Here is a 16394-nt window from a genome sequence, read left to right as displayed (position 1 = left end):
CCCTTCCGCCGGGGCGAAAGGGAGATATTGACAATACCGTCAATTCACCGAGGCGAGTGTCATCGACGTGCCGGTGGCAGCAAGATTAAGACCGATCTGGCCCGTTACACTGATTGCCTGAAGATGAATAGAGCCGGCCGTGCCTCCAAAAAGCACATTGGTACCGATACCGGCGCCGACAGTCGCTTCCGCGGTAGCGCCACGATAGATGCCGCCGAGCGAGCCATGATGGTAGCCGGCTGTCGGTGCGAACACGGCCCAGATGAGCCGGCTGCGTGTAGTGAAGCCAACGTCAACACCGAGCTTCTTGATTGCGCCGCTGTAGTGATCTGAACGTTCGCCGCTGAGGCTGGAGCGGAAGTCGCACTCGATCTCCTTGGCCGAGCCAAGCACATAACCAATACCGCCGCCGATCGTGCAATCGAGATAACCGATCTTCACGCCGCTGCGCAGATCCGGTTCTTCATAGGTCCGGATGGTGTCCGCCGCCTTGGCAGCCATCGTGCCAGCGAGAGTCAGCGACGCTGCCGTAAGTGCCATCGCAAGAGTCTTCTTCATCATTTTCTCCTTTTTGGTATGACCGGTGCAACGCAATCGGTCGTTCAGCCGACAAACTCAGCAAGCTGTACAGGTCAACGGATGTGTGAGGGCGCAGTAGCAGACAGCCGCACAGTTCAGCGCCATTGGGACATTTTGAAGGCATCGTGCTGATTGGATTTGCTGTTCCACAATTCCCTCCTGTGCAGACATCTGGTCAAACGGTCCTGTTGGTAAAACGGGCATTTCCGAGGCCCGTGCCGATAGTCACAACGCCCCAACGCTTGACGTCCCGCATGAACGGAACCTGTGAGAGCCCCTGCACCACCGCATCGTTGTGCATGATTACAAAGGTGGGATGATCACCGATTTTCGGGATGGCTTCAGCGAGAGCTTCCGGAAGATTGAAACTCTTGCTCTCCCAATTCCCGCCGGGAAGATTTTGGCCGCCATTCGCGATGGAACCGTCCGGCATGATCGTACCTGGGCATGCAATTCCGATTACCGGAGCCGGCATAAGATCGGCCTTTTGCGCTTTTGCGATGAGACGTTCCAACACGCCCACGATATGCTCTACGGTTGCCGTGCGATTGGGCTCGTCATCGGCGTGGCGCCAAAGTTCCGATTTCCAGACCCTGGCTTTCGACAGATCCGCTTTGTCTTTGATCCGCGTTTCGACAATCCCTGCACGAATATTCGTTCCACCAATATCAACCGCCAGCAACGAATCGTGCCCCTCAAGCATCCAGGCAGGCATGAGATATACTGCACCGGTAAGTCCGGCTTCATCCGGATGATGCGCGATCGGCAAAAGCTCGATTTTCAAGCCATCCGATTTCAGCAGCACCATCGCCCGGGCTATAGCGAGTTCCCCGAAAGCGCTTTCTTTCAAGCCGCCGCCGACGACGACGCGTTCGGTGCCCTTCCAGCTCTTTTCCTTCAGGAAACGGGCAAGCACCTGGGCGAGTTCTTCGGCGAAATCATCGACAGCGCCGAGAACAAGGGCCGCGGCCTCCTTGTCCTTTCCCTGCACCAGCGCATCGATCTCTTTCTTCGACAGATCCTTTGTCGGAGTGTCTCCAAGCGGATCGTCGCCGCCATTCTGGATGCGTTTGCGCCAATCGTCGAGTTTCTGCTGGAATGCCGATTTACTGGCCTTGTCGCCAATGAAGCCATCCTTGTCGCGCAGCTTCAAATTGTAGCCGTCGACCGTGACTGACGGCAATGAAACGGCGCCATGCGCAACTGGCACAGGATTATCCTGTTTCAAATTATCCTGGCGTTGCGACATGCCTGCCCCTTGCACAAAGTTACGATCATCGTGACAGGAACGCTGCGGCTCGGACGAAGTTCCAGCCGGAACTTGCACTCACTTGTGATCGTGATCCTCATGAAAGGGTAGATCGAGGCCGAAAGTCGTAACAAGATCGGCGACCTGCGCAGGGCTGAGGTAGCGGGGGTTGAGGTTTCGCAGGAGGAGATAAAGCTTCGCCGTCTCCTCCAGCTCCTCGGTGGCAAAAACCGCGGCCTCAAGACTGTCGCCGGCCACGACGGGCCCATGATTCGCCAGAAGCACGGAGGAATATTTGCCCGCAAGGCCGCGGATCGCATCGGCAACCGCCGGATCGCCGGGACGGTAATAGGGCACGAGGGCGGTCTGACCGGACCGCATGAGATAATAGGGCGTCATCGGCGGCAGCGCGGCGCGCGGATCGATCTCCGGCAGCATTGTCAGGGCAACGGCGTGCGTTGAATGAAGATGGACGACCGCGCGGGCGCTTGCGCGAGTCTCGTAAATGGCGCTGTGAAGCGGAATTTCCTTGGTGGGTGTATGGCCTGAAACCAGCGCCCCTGCCGCATCGAGACGAGAAAGCCGAGCCGGGTCAAGAAAGCCGAGCGAGGCATTCGTCGGTGTCACCAGCCAGCCGCCATCATCGAGCCGCAATGAAATATTGCCCGACGATCCGGGTGTCAGCCCCCGCTCGAACAGCGAGCGTCCGTATCGGCAGATTTCCTCACGCAGGCGTGCATCAGACATTCGAATCCTCCGGTGTCAGGCAGTTGCGCCTTCGATCAACTCAAAACCAAGATCGATAACCTGTGATGGCGCATTGTCCACGATGAGCTTTGCCGCCAACTGTCCGGTCGCGACGCGCGGCGTGCGTATCGTCGACAGGGCTTGCGGCATAACCCGGCCGAGATCAAGGCCATTATAGCCGAAAATCGCCAATTGGGAGGGGATGACAATTCCTCGCGCCAAACAGTGAAAATAGCCACCGAGCGCCATGTCATCGTTGGAAAAGTAGACGGCGTCCAGGTCGGGAGTTCTGGCCAGCAGGAGATCGAGACCCAAACGGCCTCTTTCGACAGACGAAGCTTCCCGATAAATTTGCTGGCCTGCAAGCGGCACGCCATTGACACTCAATGTCTCGCAGAAGCTCGAATAACGTTTGCCGGCACGTGTATCGCGCTCGAGGTCATGGCCGACATAACCAATCCGGCGATAACCGCGCTTCAACAGAAACTCGGCGCTTGCACGGCCGGCGGCGCGGTTGGAGAAGCCAACCGCAAGATCCAGCGCAGTACCATCCACATCGAGCATTTCCACGACCCGGCAATTGGCGGTGCGCAGCATCGTGATCGTGCGCCCGGTATGTTCATAGCCTGCCAGCATCACCGCCGCAGGCCGCCAGGCGAGCATCGAGCCGACCAGCGCCTCCTCCCTTGCGGGATCATAATCAGTGACCGCAAAAACCGCCTGATATTGATTTTCCTCCAGCGTCGCGCCCGCGCCTCTTAAAACATCGGCGAAAACGATATTGGACAGCGACGGTATGACAAAGGCGACCAGGCGGGACCCTGTCGAGGCCAGCGTACCGGCGATGCGGTTTGGCACATAACCCAGCCGCTCAACGGCTGTCATGACACGATCCCTTGTCTTTCCGGAATAAGAGCCATGGTTTCTTAAGACACGAGAGACCGTGCTTTCGCCAACGCCGGCCGCCTCGGCAACCTGCGCAAGTGTCACTGCCGCCTGATATCTGGAGGTACCCATCCCTCTTCTATTCTTTCCAACGCGCGGTCGACAGACAGCATTGCTCTCCCAATTCCCTAGTAAAGTTTTTTTGGCAGCGCTACCATTTTATGGTTGGCAGCGCTGCCATTCGTGGTTTATCACATCTGGAGAGCGCTTGTTGGATCCCATGCTGGGCGAGTGGATGCCTGCAAGACCGGAGGATATTTTATGTCAAAGACCAATGCGGGCCGCCAAAATGCCATTGTGGCGGCGGTAGTCGGGCTTGGTTCCATGGGAATGGGAATGGCGAAATCCATGCACCGCGCCGGAATCGACGTGATCGGCTGTGACATTGCCCCCGCGGCCGTCGATCGCTTCATAGCGGATGGCGGACGCGGCGCAACCACAGCCGCCGATGCTGCAAAAGGTGCGGACATCGTCGTGTCCGTGGTCGTCAATGGCGCGCAGACCGAGGCCATATTGTTCGGGCCAAATGGCATCGCCGATACAATGCAACCCGGCGCCGTGTTCATCTCGTCCGCAACGATGGATCCCGCTGTCGCATGGGATCTTGCGCAACGTGTCGAAGCTCTCGGCCTTCATTATCTGGATGCCCCGATATCCGGCGGCGCAGCAAAAGCGGCGAGCGGCGAACTCACGATCATGGCCTCAGGCTCCAGGCAAGCTTTCGAGCTTGCCCGTCCGGCTCTTGATGCCATGGCCGGCAAAGTCTACGAACTCGGCGATGCGGCTGGAGCCGGTGCAGCCTTCAAGATGGTCAACCAGCTTCTTGCCGGTGTGCACATCGCCGCTGCCTGCGAGGCTATAGCCTTCGCTGCCAAACAGGGGCTCGATCTCGACAAGGTATACGAAGTGATCACCGCCTCCGCCGGCAACTCATGGATGTTCGAAAATCGCGTGCCCCACGTGCTGGCGGGAGACTATACACCGCTCAGCACGGTCGAGATTTTCGTCAAGGATCTTGGCATCGTCCAGGATATGGCGCGGGCAGAGCGCTATCCTGTACCGCTCGTCGCCGCGGCTTTGCAGATGTATCTGGCAGCCTCCGGTGCCGGCATGGGTCACGATGATGACGCATCTCTTGCACGGATATATGCCAGCCTGTCCGGTGCAAGGTTGCCGGATGCGAAACCCAAGGGTTGAGAAGGAACGCGTTGATGCCGGTTTTTGCCGCCAACCTGTCGATGATGTTTAACGAGTGGCCGTTCCTTGATCGCTTCGCCGCTGCTGCCGATGCTGGTTTCACTGCGGTCGAATATCTGTTTCCCTATGAGTTTCCGCCCGAAGCGATCTCCGAGAGGCTCGTCCGCAATAATCTTGAGCAAGCCCTGTTCAACCTCCCTCCAGGGGACTGGGCGGCGGGTGAGCGCGGCATCGCTGCCCTGCCCGGGCGGTTCGATGCCTTGAAGTCGGATGTGGGACGGGCACTCGAATATGCATCGGCGACTGGCGTAAAGCGGTTGCATCTGATGGCCGGCATTGCGGATCCCCACGACGAAGCCGCGGCGGCGTGTTACCGACGCTCGGTCACTTACACTGCCGGCCGGCTTGCCGAAGCTGGCATCGACCTGGTGCTCGAGCCGATCAACGCGCGAAACATGCCGGGATATTATCTTAATGATTTCGGCGCGGCCGAACAGCTCATTACAGAACTCGAGCTGCCTAACCTGAAACTGCAGTTCGATATCTATCATCGTCAGGTCATGCACGGCGATGTGGCCATGGCCTTGCGCCGTCTCATGCCCGTTACCGGTCATATCCAGATCGCCAGCATTCCCTCGCGCCACGAGCCGGACGGGGAAGAGCTGAACTTTACTTATCTCTTCGATGAAATCGACCGGCTTGCCTATGATGGCTTCGTCGGTTGCGAATACATCCCCAGAGCCGGAACCCTGGACGGTTTGAAATGGTTCGAACCCTTTAGACGGAGCTAGACAGTGGCTATTTTGCTTGGATCAATCGCGGATGATTACACAGGAGCGTCCGATCTCGCCAATACACTGACAAAGAATGGCCTGCGTACCATCCAGACCGTAGGCATACCCGACGCTGCGTTAGCGCTGCCCGATGTCGATGCTGTCGTCGTTGCACTGAAGATCCGCTCTGTCCCTGCAGCGGACGCTGTGTCCGCTGCGGCGCAGGCGCATCAATGGCTGCACGGACACGGCGCCAAGCACGTGCTGTACAAAATCTGCTCGACATTCGATTCCACCGACGCCGGCAATATCGGTCCGGTCACTGAAGCTCTCACCGACCTTACAGGCGGCGGGACCGTCCTCGTGACACCGGCTTTCCCGGAGACGGGGCGCACGGTCTATTTCGGCCACCTCTTCGTTAACGGACAACCGCTGAACGAAAGCCCGCTGAAAGACCACCCTCTCAATCCAATGCACGATGCCAATCTGGTACGCGTCATGGCAAGGCAGTCGCAGGGAACCGTGGGCCTCGTGGATCTGACGACAGTCGCAGCTGGACCAGCGGCCGTGAAGGCACGACTCGACAGCTTACGGGTTCAGGGCTGCACCACGGCAATCGTCGATGCAGTCACAGAACGCGATCTCGGAACACTTGGTGCTGTCGCGGTTGAAATGGAAATCTCAACCGGAGCATCCGGACTGGGTCTTGGACTTGCCCGCGCTCTGGTAGAATCGGGCCAGGTACCATTGCATGCGGGAACGACGGATGGTGCCATGCGTCCCGTCGGCGGACTGGCCGCCATTGTTGCCGGCAGTTGCTCCAGGGCGACGCTGGAACAGCTGGAGATTGCCGAGCGGTCCATGCCCGTGTTGAGGCTTGATAGCGAAAAGCTGATTGCAGCTTCAGACGAAATAGCCGCGGCCCTTAGCTGGGCTGGCGAGCACATTTCGTCTGGTCCTGTCGCCATCGCGGCAAGTGCGTCACCCGAAACGGTATCCATGCTGCAATCGCGATACGGACGTGAGGCATCAGGCCATGCGATCGAGGCTGCAACGTCGACCATCGCCGCCGAACTCGTGGCAAGGGGCGTACGTCGCCTGGTGGTCGCAGGCGGCGAGACCTCCGGCGCGGTGGTGGACCGCCTTGCCATTCCGGCATTCCTGATCGGGCCTGAAATCGCACCGGGCGTGCCAATCTTGCGCACAGTCGGGAGCGCGCAGGGAGATATGCTCATGGCGCTCAAGTCGGGAAACTTCGGGGGCAAGGACTTTTTTGCAACCGCTCTGACGATGATGCGTTGAAAGATAATAGCGTGGAACGTTGATCGATCGGTCCACGATGACCCGTCATAGCATGGAGGCGGCGATGACGACCGACCGCAGAGCATTTATGGTTCACGTCCGCGGAAGGGTGCAGGGCGTAGGTTTTCGCCTCTGGACGCAAGCGGAGGCACGAAGGCTCGGCCTGAGCGGTTGGGTGCGCAATGGCAGCGACGGGTCGGTTACCGCCCGCATCGCTGGATCGGAACAAGCTGTATCCACGATGCTACAACGCTTCAGTGAGGGACCGGCAGCTGCGGCGGTTTCAAGCGTCACCAGCGAAGCCGTCGATGGCGACCAGCCGGCTAACGGTTTTAACATCGTCGGTTAGCTCTCCTCCCTTCAAACGATCCTGCACACGCTTCATTACGGAACCTCTGGCGACTTTTGGTGTTTTACTCAAGGATGGGAATTTCCAGGCTGAAACCTGGATGTTCTCGCGTAAATATGGAGTAAACATCATGATCAGGAACCTCATCGCGGCCATAGCATGTGTGGCTTTCATGTCCGGGACAGCGTTGAGCCAGGGCGTCTCGCCGGCACCTGCCGAGAATCCTGCTCCGCTGACCGTGACGAACAAGGACGTGTTCAAGCCAGCGCCCGGCAGTCCGCCTGCGCCGGATGCAGCAAGTCTCACCAAAGCTTCGGAAGGACAAATCCTGGCCTCTGAATTCATCGGTACAGCCGTGTACAACGGCGATGATGACAAGGCAGAAACAATAGGAAAGCTCAATGACCTTGTCATTGGACCTGATGGTTTGGTTCAGGCCGCAGTGATCGGTGTAGGGGGCTTCCTCGGCGTCGGCGACAAGGATGTAGCCGTAGCGCCGGCCCAGCTGAAACTTTCAAAGCGCAGTGACGGGAAAACGTGGCTCGTAATGAACGCGACAAAGGATCAGCTGAACGCCGCTCCGGCGTTCGACAGATCGGCCAATTTCACCGACGGTATAGCTGATCCGATGAAAACCGGTTCGAATCCACCTGCAACGGAGCCTGCCAAATAACGACCAGACGAGGAGGCCCCTGCGCATCGCTGGCGGCCTTCTCATTCAGGGTGCCGCGTAGGACCAATCCGCGGGAACAATACCTGAATCGATCGCTCTTCCCGCGTAATATTTCCAGAGCTTGTGGACGTGTCTGTCCCTATTGAATGTCCGGCCAAAGTCTTCCAGTTCGCCGGCCGTAAGGGGTTCAACCTCTCCCAACATGTGGGCGTCGTACAATGCTTTGGCGTTCTCAACGAAATGGATCAGATCGATCAGCAGATGTTTGACCGATTCGGCGACAATCACCTGACCATGTGCCCTGATCTGCAGCGCCTGCTTTTGTCCCAGCGTCTCCGCGAGCGCCCGGCCAAGAATGGCGTCACTCACGTGACTTGGATCGGGGTGAACGGGAATGCCGCTCGCCCAGCGGATTGCGTGGTTTTTGACAGGCAAAAGCGGCCTGTTCTTGACGATGGTGAATGTCGTGGCGAGATCATCGTGGAAATGCGCGACAGCCTGAACATCCTGCCGGGCGCGAAGTATCTCCGTGTGCAGGTAGACTTCAGCCGGGGCGCGAATACCTTCCGGACCAGCCACCACGACACCATCGAGATCACAGATCAACAGGTCGTCAGGCCGCAACGAAGCGCGGCTCTGATCGAACGACTGGATCAACAGATGCTGACCATCCGGCAGCCGCGCGCTGACATGGCCGCTATAGCCAAGAATGCCGAGACTATTGAGGATAAGCGTGCAGGCAGCGACCTCTTCGCGCAATTTCTGCTCAACGCTTCCGGATGGGGATCGCTGATTAATGGTCATTCATGGCTCCTGGCATAGATTTCATGCGCATCATTCGAAGAGCATGCCGCGGTAAAGGGGGATGGAAAGGACCATCTCGAAGCTGAGCCAAAGGAACAGTGCGATCGAAGCTGCAATCAGGACGCTGAACTTCACGCTCTTGCGGCCCTCGACGATCATGTAGGATGCGACATAGGCCGGCACTGCAGGGAGAATGCCGACTATCATGACGGCGGCTGTAAATGCGGCGACCCAACCGACGGCCAATAGTTCCTTTTGCCCTGAAGGATGTTCTTCGCCTTCGTCGCCCGGCGACTTCGGAACGCCCGGCAACCCACTTGCGGGGTTGAGATAGCGCCGGACCAATTCTCCGGTCGAGGTCGAGGTCCGCGAAAGTATGTCCAGCGCGATGAGCACGATCAGGGCATAGCCGATGAGAAGCGGAACTTCACGCGAGGCCGGAGGATAGCCATAGGCCGCGATGATGAATACCAGCGTGACGGCAAGAAACACCAGCGGCGGGCCAAAATTCTCGGCAAATGCCGAAAGGCTCTTTCGGGGAGCGCTCATGATGCTTCCTCGACTGAATGGCGCCGCTGCAAGAGCGTGCGTATCATTGGATAGGTCAGAGCCATGACGATCAATGCAAACAGCAGTGCTGAAATCGGCCGTGTCACGAAGATCGACCAGCTGCCGCCCGAGATCATCATAGCCTGCGCGAAACTGCGTTCGGCAAGCTCGCCGAGCACCAATGCGATGACCAGCGGCAAGCGCGGATAATCGAAACGGATCAGCAGATAACCGATAACGCCGAAGACGAAGGCCAGCACGATGTCACCGGGCAATGAGTCATTGGCGTAGGCGCCGACGAATGAGATCGCAATGACTGACGGAACCAGGATATGCGCATCGAGCCGCGTAATCATGGCGAGCGGCCGTACCATCATCAATCCGATCACCGATGCAAGAATGGATGACAGCGTAAGCGTCAGGATAAGACCGTAGATCTCCGCCTCATGATGCAGGATCATCGTCGGTCCGGGCTCCATTCCGTGCAGCACAAGCACACCGAGCAGCACCGCCATCTCGGCTGTACCCGGAATGCCGAATGCGAGCGTGGGGATGAGATTGCCGCCATCCTTGGCGTTATTGGCAGCCTCCGGCGCGATCACGCCTTCGATATTACCCTTGCCGAAGCTTTCCGGGTTCTTGGATGCCTGGACCGTACTGAAATAAGCGAGGAACGCAGCGACGGTGCCGCCGACACCGGGGATGGCGCCCACCAGCGTTCCGATCAACGAACCGCGCAGGAGTGTCTTCCAATATTTGAACGAAGCCCAGACGCCGTCGAGCGTTCCCGTCAGGCCGACCTGCCCTTTGTCCTTGGCGATCGAGCCGCCCTTGGCTGAAAGCTCGATCATTTCCGGAAAGGCGAACAGACCGATCATTGCCGGTGCGAGCGGGATGCCTTCCCACAAATGCTCGATGCCAAATGTGAACCGCGTCCCGCCATTGACATTGTCGAAGCCGATAAACGCGAACAGCAGCCCGATGCCACCGACGATCATGGCGCGAAGCATGCGCCCTGGCGCGCAGGCTGCGATCGTCACAAGGCCGAGGGTCGCCAGCAGGAAGAATTCCGATGGACCAAAGGCAAGCACGATCTTCTTGGAGATCGGAATAACCAGCAACAGCGTGAATACGCCGATGACCCCGCCCACCGACGAGGCACTGGCGGAAGCACCAAGCGCCAGCCCTGCCTTGCCTTGCTGAGCGAGCGGATAGCCATCGAGACAGGTTGCCGCGTTCGGAGCGCCGCCCGGCAGGTTGATGAGAATGGACGTGACGGATCCACCGAAGGATACGGCACCCATGAGCCCGCCGGCGAGCGAAAGTGCCGAGTACGGATCGAGACCGACCGTCATCGGTCCGAACACGGCAAGCGCGGTTGTACCGCCCATACCCGGAACGACACCGACGACAAGGCCGATCAACATTCCGATGGTCAGGAAAAGCAGCGACTGGAGTGTAAATACGTTGCCAGCAGCGGTTAGCGCGATATCAAGCATGGATACTCCTCGAACAGCCTAGTTAGCGGGGCCGAGATACTTGCTGTAGCGCTCGTAGAAGTTGAATTGTCCTTCGAGAATTCCCTTGGCGGCGGCTGCATCGCCAGGTTCGACCGCAATGCCGCTTTCCTTCGACCATGTCGCCATCGCCGGGTCCTGCATGGCCGCCATAAGGCTTTCGGACAGAGTCTTGGCCACCTCTGGCGGAAGATCGGGAGGACCGGCCACAAGACGTCCGACCGACAGTTTCGACAGATCAGGCTGGCCCATCTCGATGGCGTTTTGAGCGCCTGGCACAGACGATTTTTCCTCGAAGGTTCCGATGATCCGCAATTCGCCGGATTCGACGAATTTCTCCATGACCGGAAGCGGACCGATCACCGCATCCCCATCGCCGCGAATGACCGCAAGCACGTAATCATTGCTGCCCTTGTAGCCCGAGATGATTTCACGCTTGATACCAAGCATGTCGGTGGCGATCATCGTCGCCGAATAGGCGGTCGACGAGGGTCCTGAAGCGGTGAATTTCACCGGACGTCCGAGCGCCTTCAAATCCGCGACCGTTTTATAGGGCGACGCTGTGGGCACGCCGACGCCGTAACCATCCTGTCCGAAACTGCCGAGCCATGTCATCTTTTTCAGATCGTACTGCAGATCGCTGTCGCCTCTGATCTGTGGAACCAGCATGCCCGGTATGTTGAAGATGCCGATCGTGTAGCCATCGGGTTTTGCGCGATAGACCTGCGCGGCACCTCGCGCACCGCCCGCGGCCGGAATGTTTGTCGGGACGATGTTGACGGACTGCGGCAGGTGACGCTCAAGGATTGGCGCGACCGCCCGCACATAGGTGTCGAAACCACCGCCAGGGCTGACGGGTATGATGAATTGGATGTTCTTGGCCGGAAAATCCGCAGCCATTGCCACAGGGGCAGTCACCATGCCAACGCAGGTGATAAATGCTGCGAGCAACTTGTTCATAATCTCTCCTCCATGTCCTCCGCGAGGGACCGTCACATCGTGACCTAGCGGTGACAAGAACAAATTTTAGCTCTCTGCCCCATGGAAATTAGCTGGCAAGCTTCGGTTGGTTTGTTAAGCAAAGGGATCAGGCGATGTGAACTCCGTAGAGTGTCGCGAGCTCATTGCCACCTTGCCAGACCATGTCGAGGGCGACGTAGACGATGATCGCCAAGCCTATCCAGCCAATCCACCTGTATCTGTTGAGGAGTTTCGCAACGAACGACGATGCCAGTCCCATCAGCAAAACGGACAGGATCAATCCGAATATCAGCGCGTGCATATTTTCCTTGGCCGCGCCGGCGACAGCCAGCACATTGTCGAGGGACATGGAAACATCGGCAAGAATGATCTGGAAGATGGCCTGGCGGAACATCTTGGGTTTTATGGCGAGCCCGCCGCCGCCATCGACTCCCGCGAGATGATCCTCATCATCCTCGCCGGAAGCACGCAGTTCCTGCAGCATTGTCCAGCATATCCACAGGAGCAGCAGGCCGCCGGCAAACGTGATGCCGGTGATTGCGAGAAGCTTGACCGCCGTCACCGCGAAAACGATCCGGATGACCGCAGCCGCCGCAATGCCGGCGGCAATGGCCTTGCCACGCAGATCGTTGGCGAGACCTGCCGCCGCCATGGCGATGACGATCACATTGTCTCCCGACAGGAGCACGTTGATCATGATCACCTCGAAATAAGCAGCAATGGTGGCTTGATCTAAATTGAACGGCATAGTGGGGTGGTCTCGCTTGGTTATAGATGAATCGCGGTACAGTTCGGCAAATTGTACGCTCGATACAGGCGTCTAAATGGCGACGCTCGATTTCTCACAATCCTGCATGCGCGTGTTCAACTTGGTTTCCAGAATGGCCAGGAATGCGCGTACCTTCTTTGGCACGAACCGGCTTTTCGGATAGAATGCCTTGATCACCCGATCAGAAGCGACATCTCCGTCGAAGATCGGAACCAGTTGCCCCGACTGGATTTCAGCAGCAACGCTATAAAGTGGCAGGCGCACGATGCCGGCCCCTTCAACCGCTGCGAGCAAAATCGCGCCCTCCAGGTTGGAATGAAACGTTCCATCGACGGGAACGGCGACATCCTCGCCATCTGATCTGATTTGCCAGATCTTGGGATCTCGTTTCTGCGTCATATGGACAAGGCAATTGTGGTTTTGAAGATCGTGCGGGTGATTCGGCATTCCATGGCGCGCAAAATAACCCGGCGCCGCACAAATGGCATAGGGAGCAGGACCGAGTTTGCGTTCGAAAAGGCCACTGTGAAAAGACACATCATCTTCGAAATGACGGCTGCCGACGACGACGTCCACGCCTCGCTCCATGAGGCTCACCGAATTGACACTGACGGTAAGTTCCACTTTCACGGCCGGGAATTCAGTATTGAAATCGATGATGGCCGGGACGACCAGCCCCTGCCCTACCCCCGGTGTCGTGTGTATCCTGAGATTTCCGATCAGTTCACTGCTGAGCCCGCTGGCATCTGCCTTGGCTGCATCGAGTTCGGCGAGTATCCGGACGCAATGGTCGAACAGCACACTGCCAGCATCGGTGAGAAACACCTTGTGCGTCGAGCGGTGCAGCAGTGTCAGGGCCAGAGAATTTTCGAGCTGGGTAACGTGTTTGCTCATATAGGACGGCGACTTTGCGAATATCTTTGCCGCTTCGGTGAAGCTGCCATACTGAACGACGCGTGTGAATATGACGATGTCATTGAGGTCCAGCCCATCGAAACTTGACCGGGCGGCACCAGCAGACTGGTTCGGTTCCTGGACCTTTGCCATTACCTGTCAACCGCTGCAGATCATGAGAAGAGCAACGACTTGATGACGACCGGAATCACACCGGGCGGGTCGATGAATTCGCCGAGATCGACAAAATCCAGATCCTTGAGCTGCACCCCGTCGATGGAAACCAGGTTTGATCCAAGATCGAGTTCTTTCTCGAGAATGCGGCCGATCGTCTGCCCGATATCGCCGTCGATCACCAGCACAAGCAGTTCCTCGCGCTGACCTGCCGGTGCCGCTACCGACTTGATGGCGGTGGCCATGGCCAATAGCCGCGGATAGTCCGGCAATCCGCTCCACGAGAATGCCAGTGCCAGGGGTAGTAACAGATCCCGATCCTGACGTTCAGCACTTGCCTTGAAAATGCTTGCGATCTCATCGGCGTCGATGACTTCGGGCAAGCTGGTCCCGAGGTGAACGACGGGAATGTTATGAGCAGGCAGTGCCTTGATGCCGCTCATATAGAGCGTCTTGCCGCTGACCTGAACGGTGAACTGCGATGCTCCAATGACCGTTGCTCTGATGCGTTGCCCTGCATCGATAACCGGCACGTCGATGCGCGGGCCAAGCTGCGCCACGATCTCCTGTGCGAGTGTTTGCGCGATGTCTCCGTGATCCTCGGTCTCATGGCCAAAAATATATTCGGAGACGCCGCCCGAGAAGGTGATGTAAGTCGGGGCGACATGCCTCTCCAGCGCATCGGTCAGCAGCAATTTCTCGCCGAGATCGTCAAGCGGCTCTCCCAAAATCTGATCGACCGCAAGCGCTGCGAGCCGCTTCGTGATGCCTTGGCGAGCCGCTTCATCGGGCAATTCATCACCGGAAATCTCTATACCGAGCGATTGCGCGACGATCCTTGCCGACTCGTCGATGCGAGACCATTTTCCATGCTGGTCTTTTGCCAGCAAACGTCCGCCGACGGCGAAAGCGGCAACGCCGAGAATTTCCCCCTTGTCGATGAGCGCAAGTTTGGTCGTGCCGCCTCCAATATCGACGTGAAGGCCGCAAGCATCCCGTTTTCTCGAAAGGGCTGTCGCGCCCGACCCATGTGCCGCCAGGATGGATTCAAGTTTGTGGCCGGCAGTCGCGCAGACGAATTTGCCTGATTCATTTGCGAATATTTCGTCGATCGCGCGGGCGTTCGTTCGTTTTATGGCCTCGCCTGTGAGAATAACAGCGCCTGAATCGACATCGGCTCGCTTGTAGCCGGCATCGTGATAGCAATGGTGGAAGAAATGGCGAAGCTCATGGGCATCGATCGTGCCGTCCGGCAGGAAGGGCGTGAGGAGAATGGGCGAGCGCCAAAGAACAGTGCGTTCGACAACCACAAACCGGCTCGACAGATCATCCTTCTCCCGCTGCAGAACGATACGGGCAAACAGCAGGTGCGAGGTGGAGCTGCCGATATCGATACCGACGGTGAGAAGCTCGAGGTTTTCCTGTTCCCAGATCGCCCGCGAAATCGCCAGCTGATCGGATTCCGATAAATCCTCGTGCTCATGGTCCAGATCAAAATCGTGCACGCATTTCTCCTGCTATACGAATTACAATGGAAGTCGCGCCGGGCAGCGCGACTTCCTCAACGAAGAACTAGATGGCCGGTCCCACCAGAACGGGGGTCTGGATGACGCCTGTCAGCGATTCCTTGGGCAGCGCCAATACTGCGGCTTCATCGAAAGTGTCGCCCATGGCAGAAGGCACGCCCGTCTCCTTGAGCGCCTCCAGGAATTTGCGATGTACGCGTGGATCCTGATCCTCGTACTCGATCTGGCGTCCGCCGTCCTTCACAGATGTTGCGCCCTTGCCCTCAGCACTTTTCCGCCGCAGGGATATGAACGGATAACGCCGGCTCCCCAGGCTGCACGCAACATAGCGCGCTGGTTCAGGTCCCGTGTTGAAGTGCTGATGATACATCCAGAATGGTGGCGTATACATGAACCCGTGCTTCCACGGGAATTCCTTGAACTCCGACTCGCCCTCGTACCAGAGCAGCGAATAGCCCGTGCCATCGACCGCATGAACGTGCGTACCGGCGGCATGCCGGTGTGCCTTCTTGTAGCGGCCCACGGGCATCTGCGACACGTGGGCATGCATGGTGCCATCGGCAAGCACGAAGTTGACGTTGAGCGATCCCTTGCCTCGTCCTTCGAACTCGTAAAGCTTGAAGCTGGTGAGGTCATGGACGAAATTGGTTTCCCAGACGTTCTGGATCTTGCGGGCTGACTCGGTCCCGTAGGAATAGAGCACGCCCTCACCTTCGAAGTGCTTCGACTGCCCGCTTCTTTCCGGAAACGCGAAATCGTTTTTGAAGATGAAATCCAGATTGTGATAAAGATTGATGCTCAGCGGAGCATCATTGGTGCAGGACAGCCGCACCGGTTCGCGCCCCGATCCATTGTGTATCTGGTAGGTGCAGTTCAGCGGTATGGCAAACAGCGCCTTCGGTCCCCATTCGAAGGTGCGGACTTCGCCATTCGGCAGCCAGACGGTCGTCGAACCATATCCGGCGAGCACGAAGAAGAATGCTTCATAGAGGTGCTTGACGGGGCTGGTCTTGCGGCCAGGCAAGACCTCGATGACATAATTGGCCATGAAATCGCCCATACCCACAGTGTGTGCAAAACAACCGCGAGCGTCGTATCGATCCCAAGGCCCTGTCTCGAGCTCGAGCAGGTCGTGACCAAAATCGAAATGGATAGGGATGCCTTCTCCCGTCGACCAATCCTTGTAAGGGTCTACCAGAAATTTCGAATTGTCCGGATCCTGAACCGCAACGGGTTCGGAACCAAATGTCGTCGCTTTTTCAGCACTGGTCGCCATAGAACTCACTCTCGATTTACGTTTCTATTCCTGATTGGGAAGTATCCGTTTCTGGCCGGGCCTTCGGTATCGCCATTTCGGAAAAACCGT

17 protein-coding genes are annotated in these 16394 nt (G+C 57.9%); 5 read left to right on the top strand and 12 right to left on the bottom strand.

All coding sequences use genetic code 11. The annotated features are described in order from the left end of the window. Positions 1 to 39: 39 nt before the first annotated feature. From N8E88_RS06940 to N8E88_RS06925, 4 genes are all read right to left on the bottom strand, one after another. Positions 40 to 558 carry a DUF992 domain-containing protein gene (locus N8E88_RS06940; protein WP_262291599.1) on the bottom strand — a complete coding sequence of 173 codons (519 nt, stop codon included), beginning with the start codon at positions 556 to 558 and terminating at the stop codon, positions 40 to 42. 196 nt (positions 559 to 754) lie between these two features. Further along, the gene (locus N8E88_RS06935) at positions 755 to 1828 is read right to left on the bottom strand and encodes an ROK family protein (protein ID WP_262291255.1); all 1074 of its coding nucleotides are present in this window, start codon (positions 1826 to 1828) and stop codon (positions 755 to 757) included. 78 nt (positions 1829 to 1906) lie between these two features. Next, complete coding sequence (locus N8E88_RS06930; RefSeq protein WP_114432218.1) at positions 1907 to 2575, bottom strand: 3-oxo-tetronate 4-phosphate decarboxylase; 669 nt, start codon at positions 2573 to 2575, stop codon at positions 1907 to 1909. A 15-nt stretch (positions 2576 to 2590) separates the two neighbouring features. Next, entirely contained in the window at positions 2591 to 3592 is a 1002-nt protein-coding gene (locus N8E88_RS06925; protein ID WP_262291254.1) for a LacI family DNA-binding transcriptional regulator, read from the bottom strand. Positions 3593 to 3781: 189 nt separating this feature from the next. Between N8E88_RS06925 and ltnD the strand changes: the two genes are divergently transcribed. The 5 genes from ltnD (at position 3782) to N8E88_RS06900 (ending at position 7814) form a co-directional block, all read left to right on the top strand. Then, entirely contained in the window at positions 3782 to 4717 is a 936-nt protein-coding gene (gene ltnD / locus N8E88_RS06920; RefSeq protein WP_262291253.1) for an L-threonate dehydrogenase, read from the top strand. 14 nt (positions 4718 to 4731) lie between these two features. After that, positions 4732 to 5508, top strand: coding sequence for a 2-oxo-tetronate isomerase (otnI, locus tag N8E88_RS06915; protein WP_262291252.1), 777 nt, complete (start codon positions 4732 to 4734; stop codon positions 5506 to 5508). 3 nt (positions 5509 to 5511) lie between these two features. Then, entirely contained in the window at positions 5512 to 6792 is a 1281-nt protein-coding gene (otnK, locus tag N8E88_RS06910; protein ID WP_262291251.1) for a 3-oxo-tetronate kinase, read from the top strand. A gap of 64 nt (positions 6793 to 6856) precedes the next feature. Further along, positions 6857 to 7141 (top strand): acylphosphatase, encoded by a 285-nt coding sequence (locus N8E88_RS06905; protein WP_262291250.1) that lies wholly within the window; start codon positions 6857 to 6859, stop codon positions 7139 to 7141. Positions 7142 to 7271: 130 nt separating this feature from the next. After that, complete coding sequence (locus N8E88_RS06900) at positions 7272 to 7814, top strand: PRC-barrel domain-containing protein (RefSeq protein WP_262291249.1); 543 nt, start codon at positions 7272 to 7274, stop codon at positions 7812 to 7814. A gap of 45 nt (positions 7815 to 7859) precedes the next feature. Here the strand turns inward: N8E88_RS06900 and N8E88_RS06895 are convergent, their stop codons facing one another. From N8E88_RS06895 to N8E88_RS06860, 8 genes are all read right to left on the bottom strand, one after another. Continuing rightward, positions 7860 to 8618 (bottom strand): class II aldolase/adducin family protein, encoded by a 759-nt coding sequence (locus N8E88_RS06895; protein WP_262291248.1) that lies wholly within the window; start codon positions 8616 to 8618, stop codon positions 7860 to 7862. 30 nt (positions 8619 to 8648) lie between these two features. Next, positions 8649 to 9167: a tripartite tricarboxylate transporter TctB family protein gene (locus N8E88_RS06890; protein ID WP_262291247.1), complete on the bottom strand. Its 519-nt coding sequence runs from the start codon at positions 9165 to 9167 to the stop codon at positions 8649 to 8651. Beyond that, a complete protein-coding gene (locus N8E88_RS06885; RefSeq protein ID WP_262291246.1) occupies positions 9164 to 10666 on the bottom strand; it encodes a tripartite tricarboxylate transporter permease in 1503 nt (500 codons plus the stop codon). Before N8E88_RS06885 ends, N8E88_RS06890 begins: the two co-directional genes overlap by 4 nt. An 18-nt stretch (positions 10667 to 10684) precedes the next feature. Continuing rightward, a complete protein-coding gene (locus N8E88_RS06880) occupies positions 10685 to 11644 on the bottom strand; it encodes a Bug family tripartite tricarboxylate transporter substrate binding protein (protein ID WP_262291245.1) in 960 nt (319 codons plus the stop codon). 127 nt (positions 11645 to 11771) lie between these two features. After that, on the bottom strand, positions 11772 to 12413 hold the full coding sequence (locus N8E88_RS06875) for a YjbE family putative metal transport protein (RefSeq protein WP_262291244.1): 642 nt from the start codon (positions 12411 to 12413) through the stop codon (positions 11772 to 11774). Positions 12414 to 12485: 72 nt separating this feature from the next. After that, positions 12486 to 13481, bottom strand: a complete 996-nt coding sequence (locus N8E88_RS06870; RefSeq protein WP_262291243.1) for a LysR family transcriptional regulator — start codon at positions 13479 to 13481, stop codon at positions 12486 to 12488. Between the two features lie 20 nt (positions 13482 to 13501). Next, the gene (locus tag N8E88_RS06865) at positions 13502 to 15007 is read right to left on the bottom strand and encodes an ethanolamine ammonia-lyase reactivating factor EutA (RefSeq protein WP_262291242.1); all 1506 of its coding nucleotides are present in this window, start codon (positions 15005 to 15007) and stop codon (positions 13502 to 13504) included. 67 nt (positions 15008 to 15074) lie between these two features. Continuing rightward, positions 15075 to 16304, bottom strand: a complete 1230-nt coding sequence (locus tag N8E88_RS06860) for a cupin domain-containing protein (RefSeq protein WP_262291241.1) — start codon at positions 16302 to 16304, stop codon at positions 15075 to 15077. Positions 16305 to 16394: the final 90 nt, after the last annotated feature.

This window comes from Phyllobacterium zundukense (genome assembly GCF_025452195.1).
In the GTDB taxonomy this organism is placed as follows: Bacteria; Pseudomonadota; Alphaproteobacteria; order Rhizobiales; family Rhizobiaceae; genus Phyllobacterium; species Phyllobacterium zundukense_A.
The sequence above is the reverse complement of the archived record's forward strand: the minus strand, read 5'-3'. Positions and strand labels throughout refer to the sequence as shown.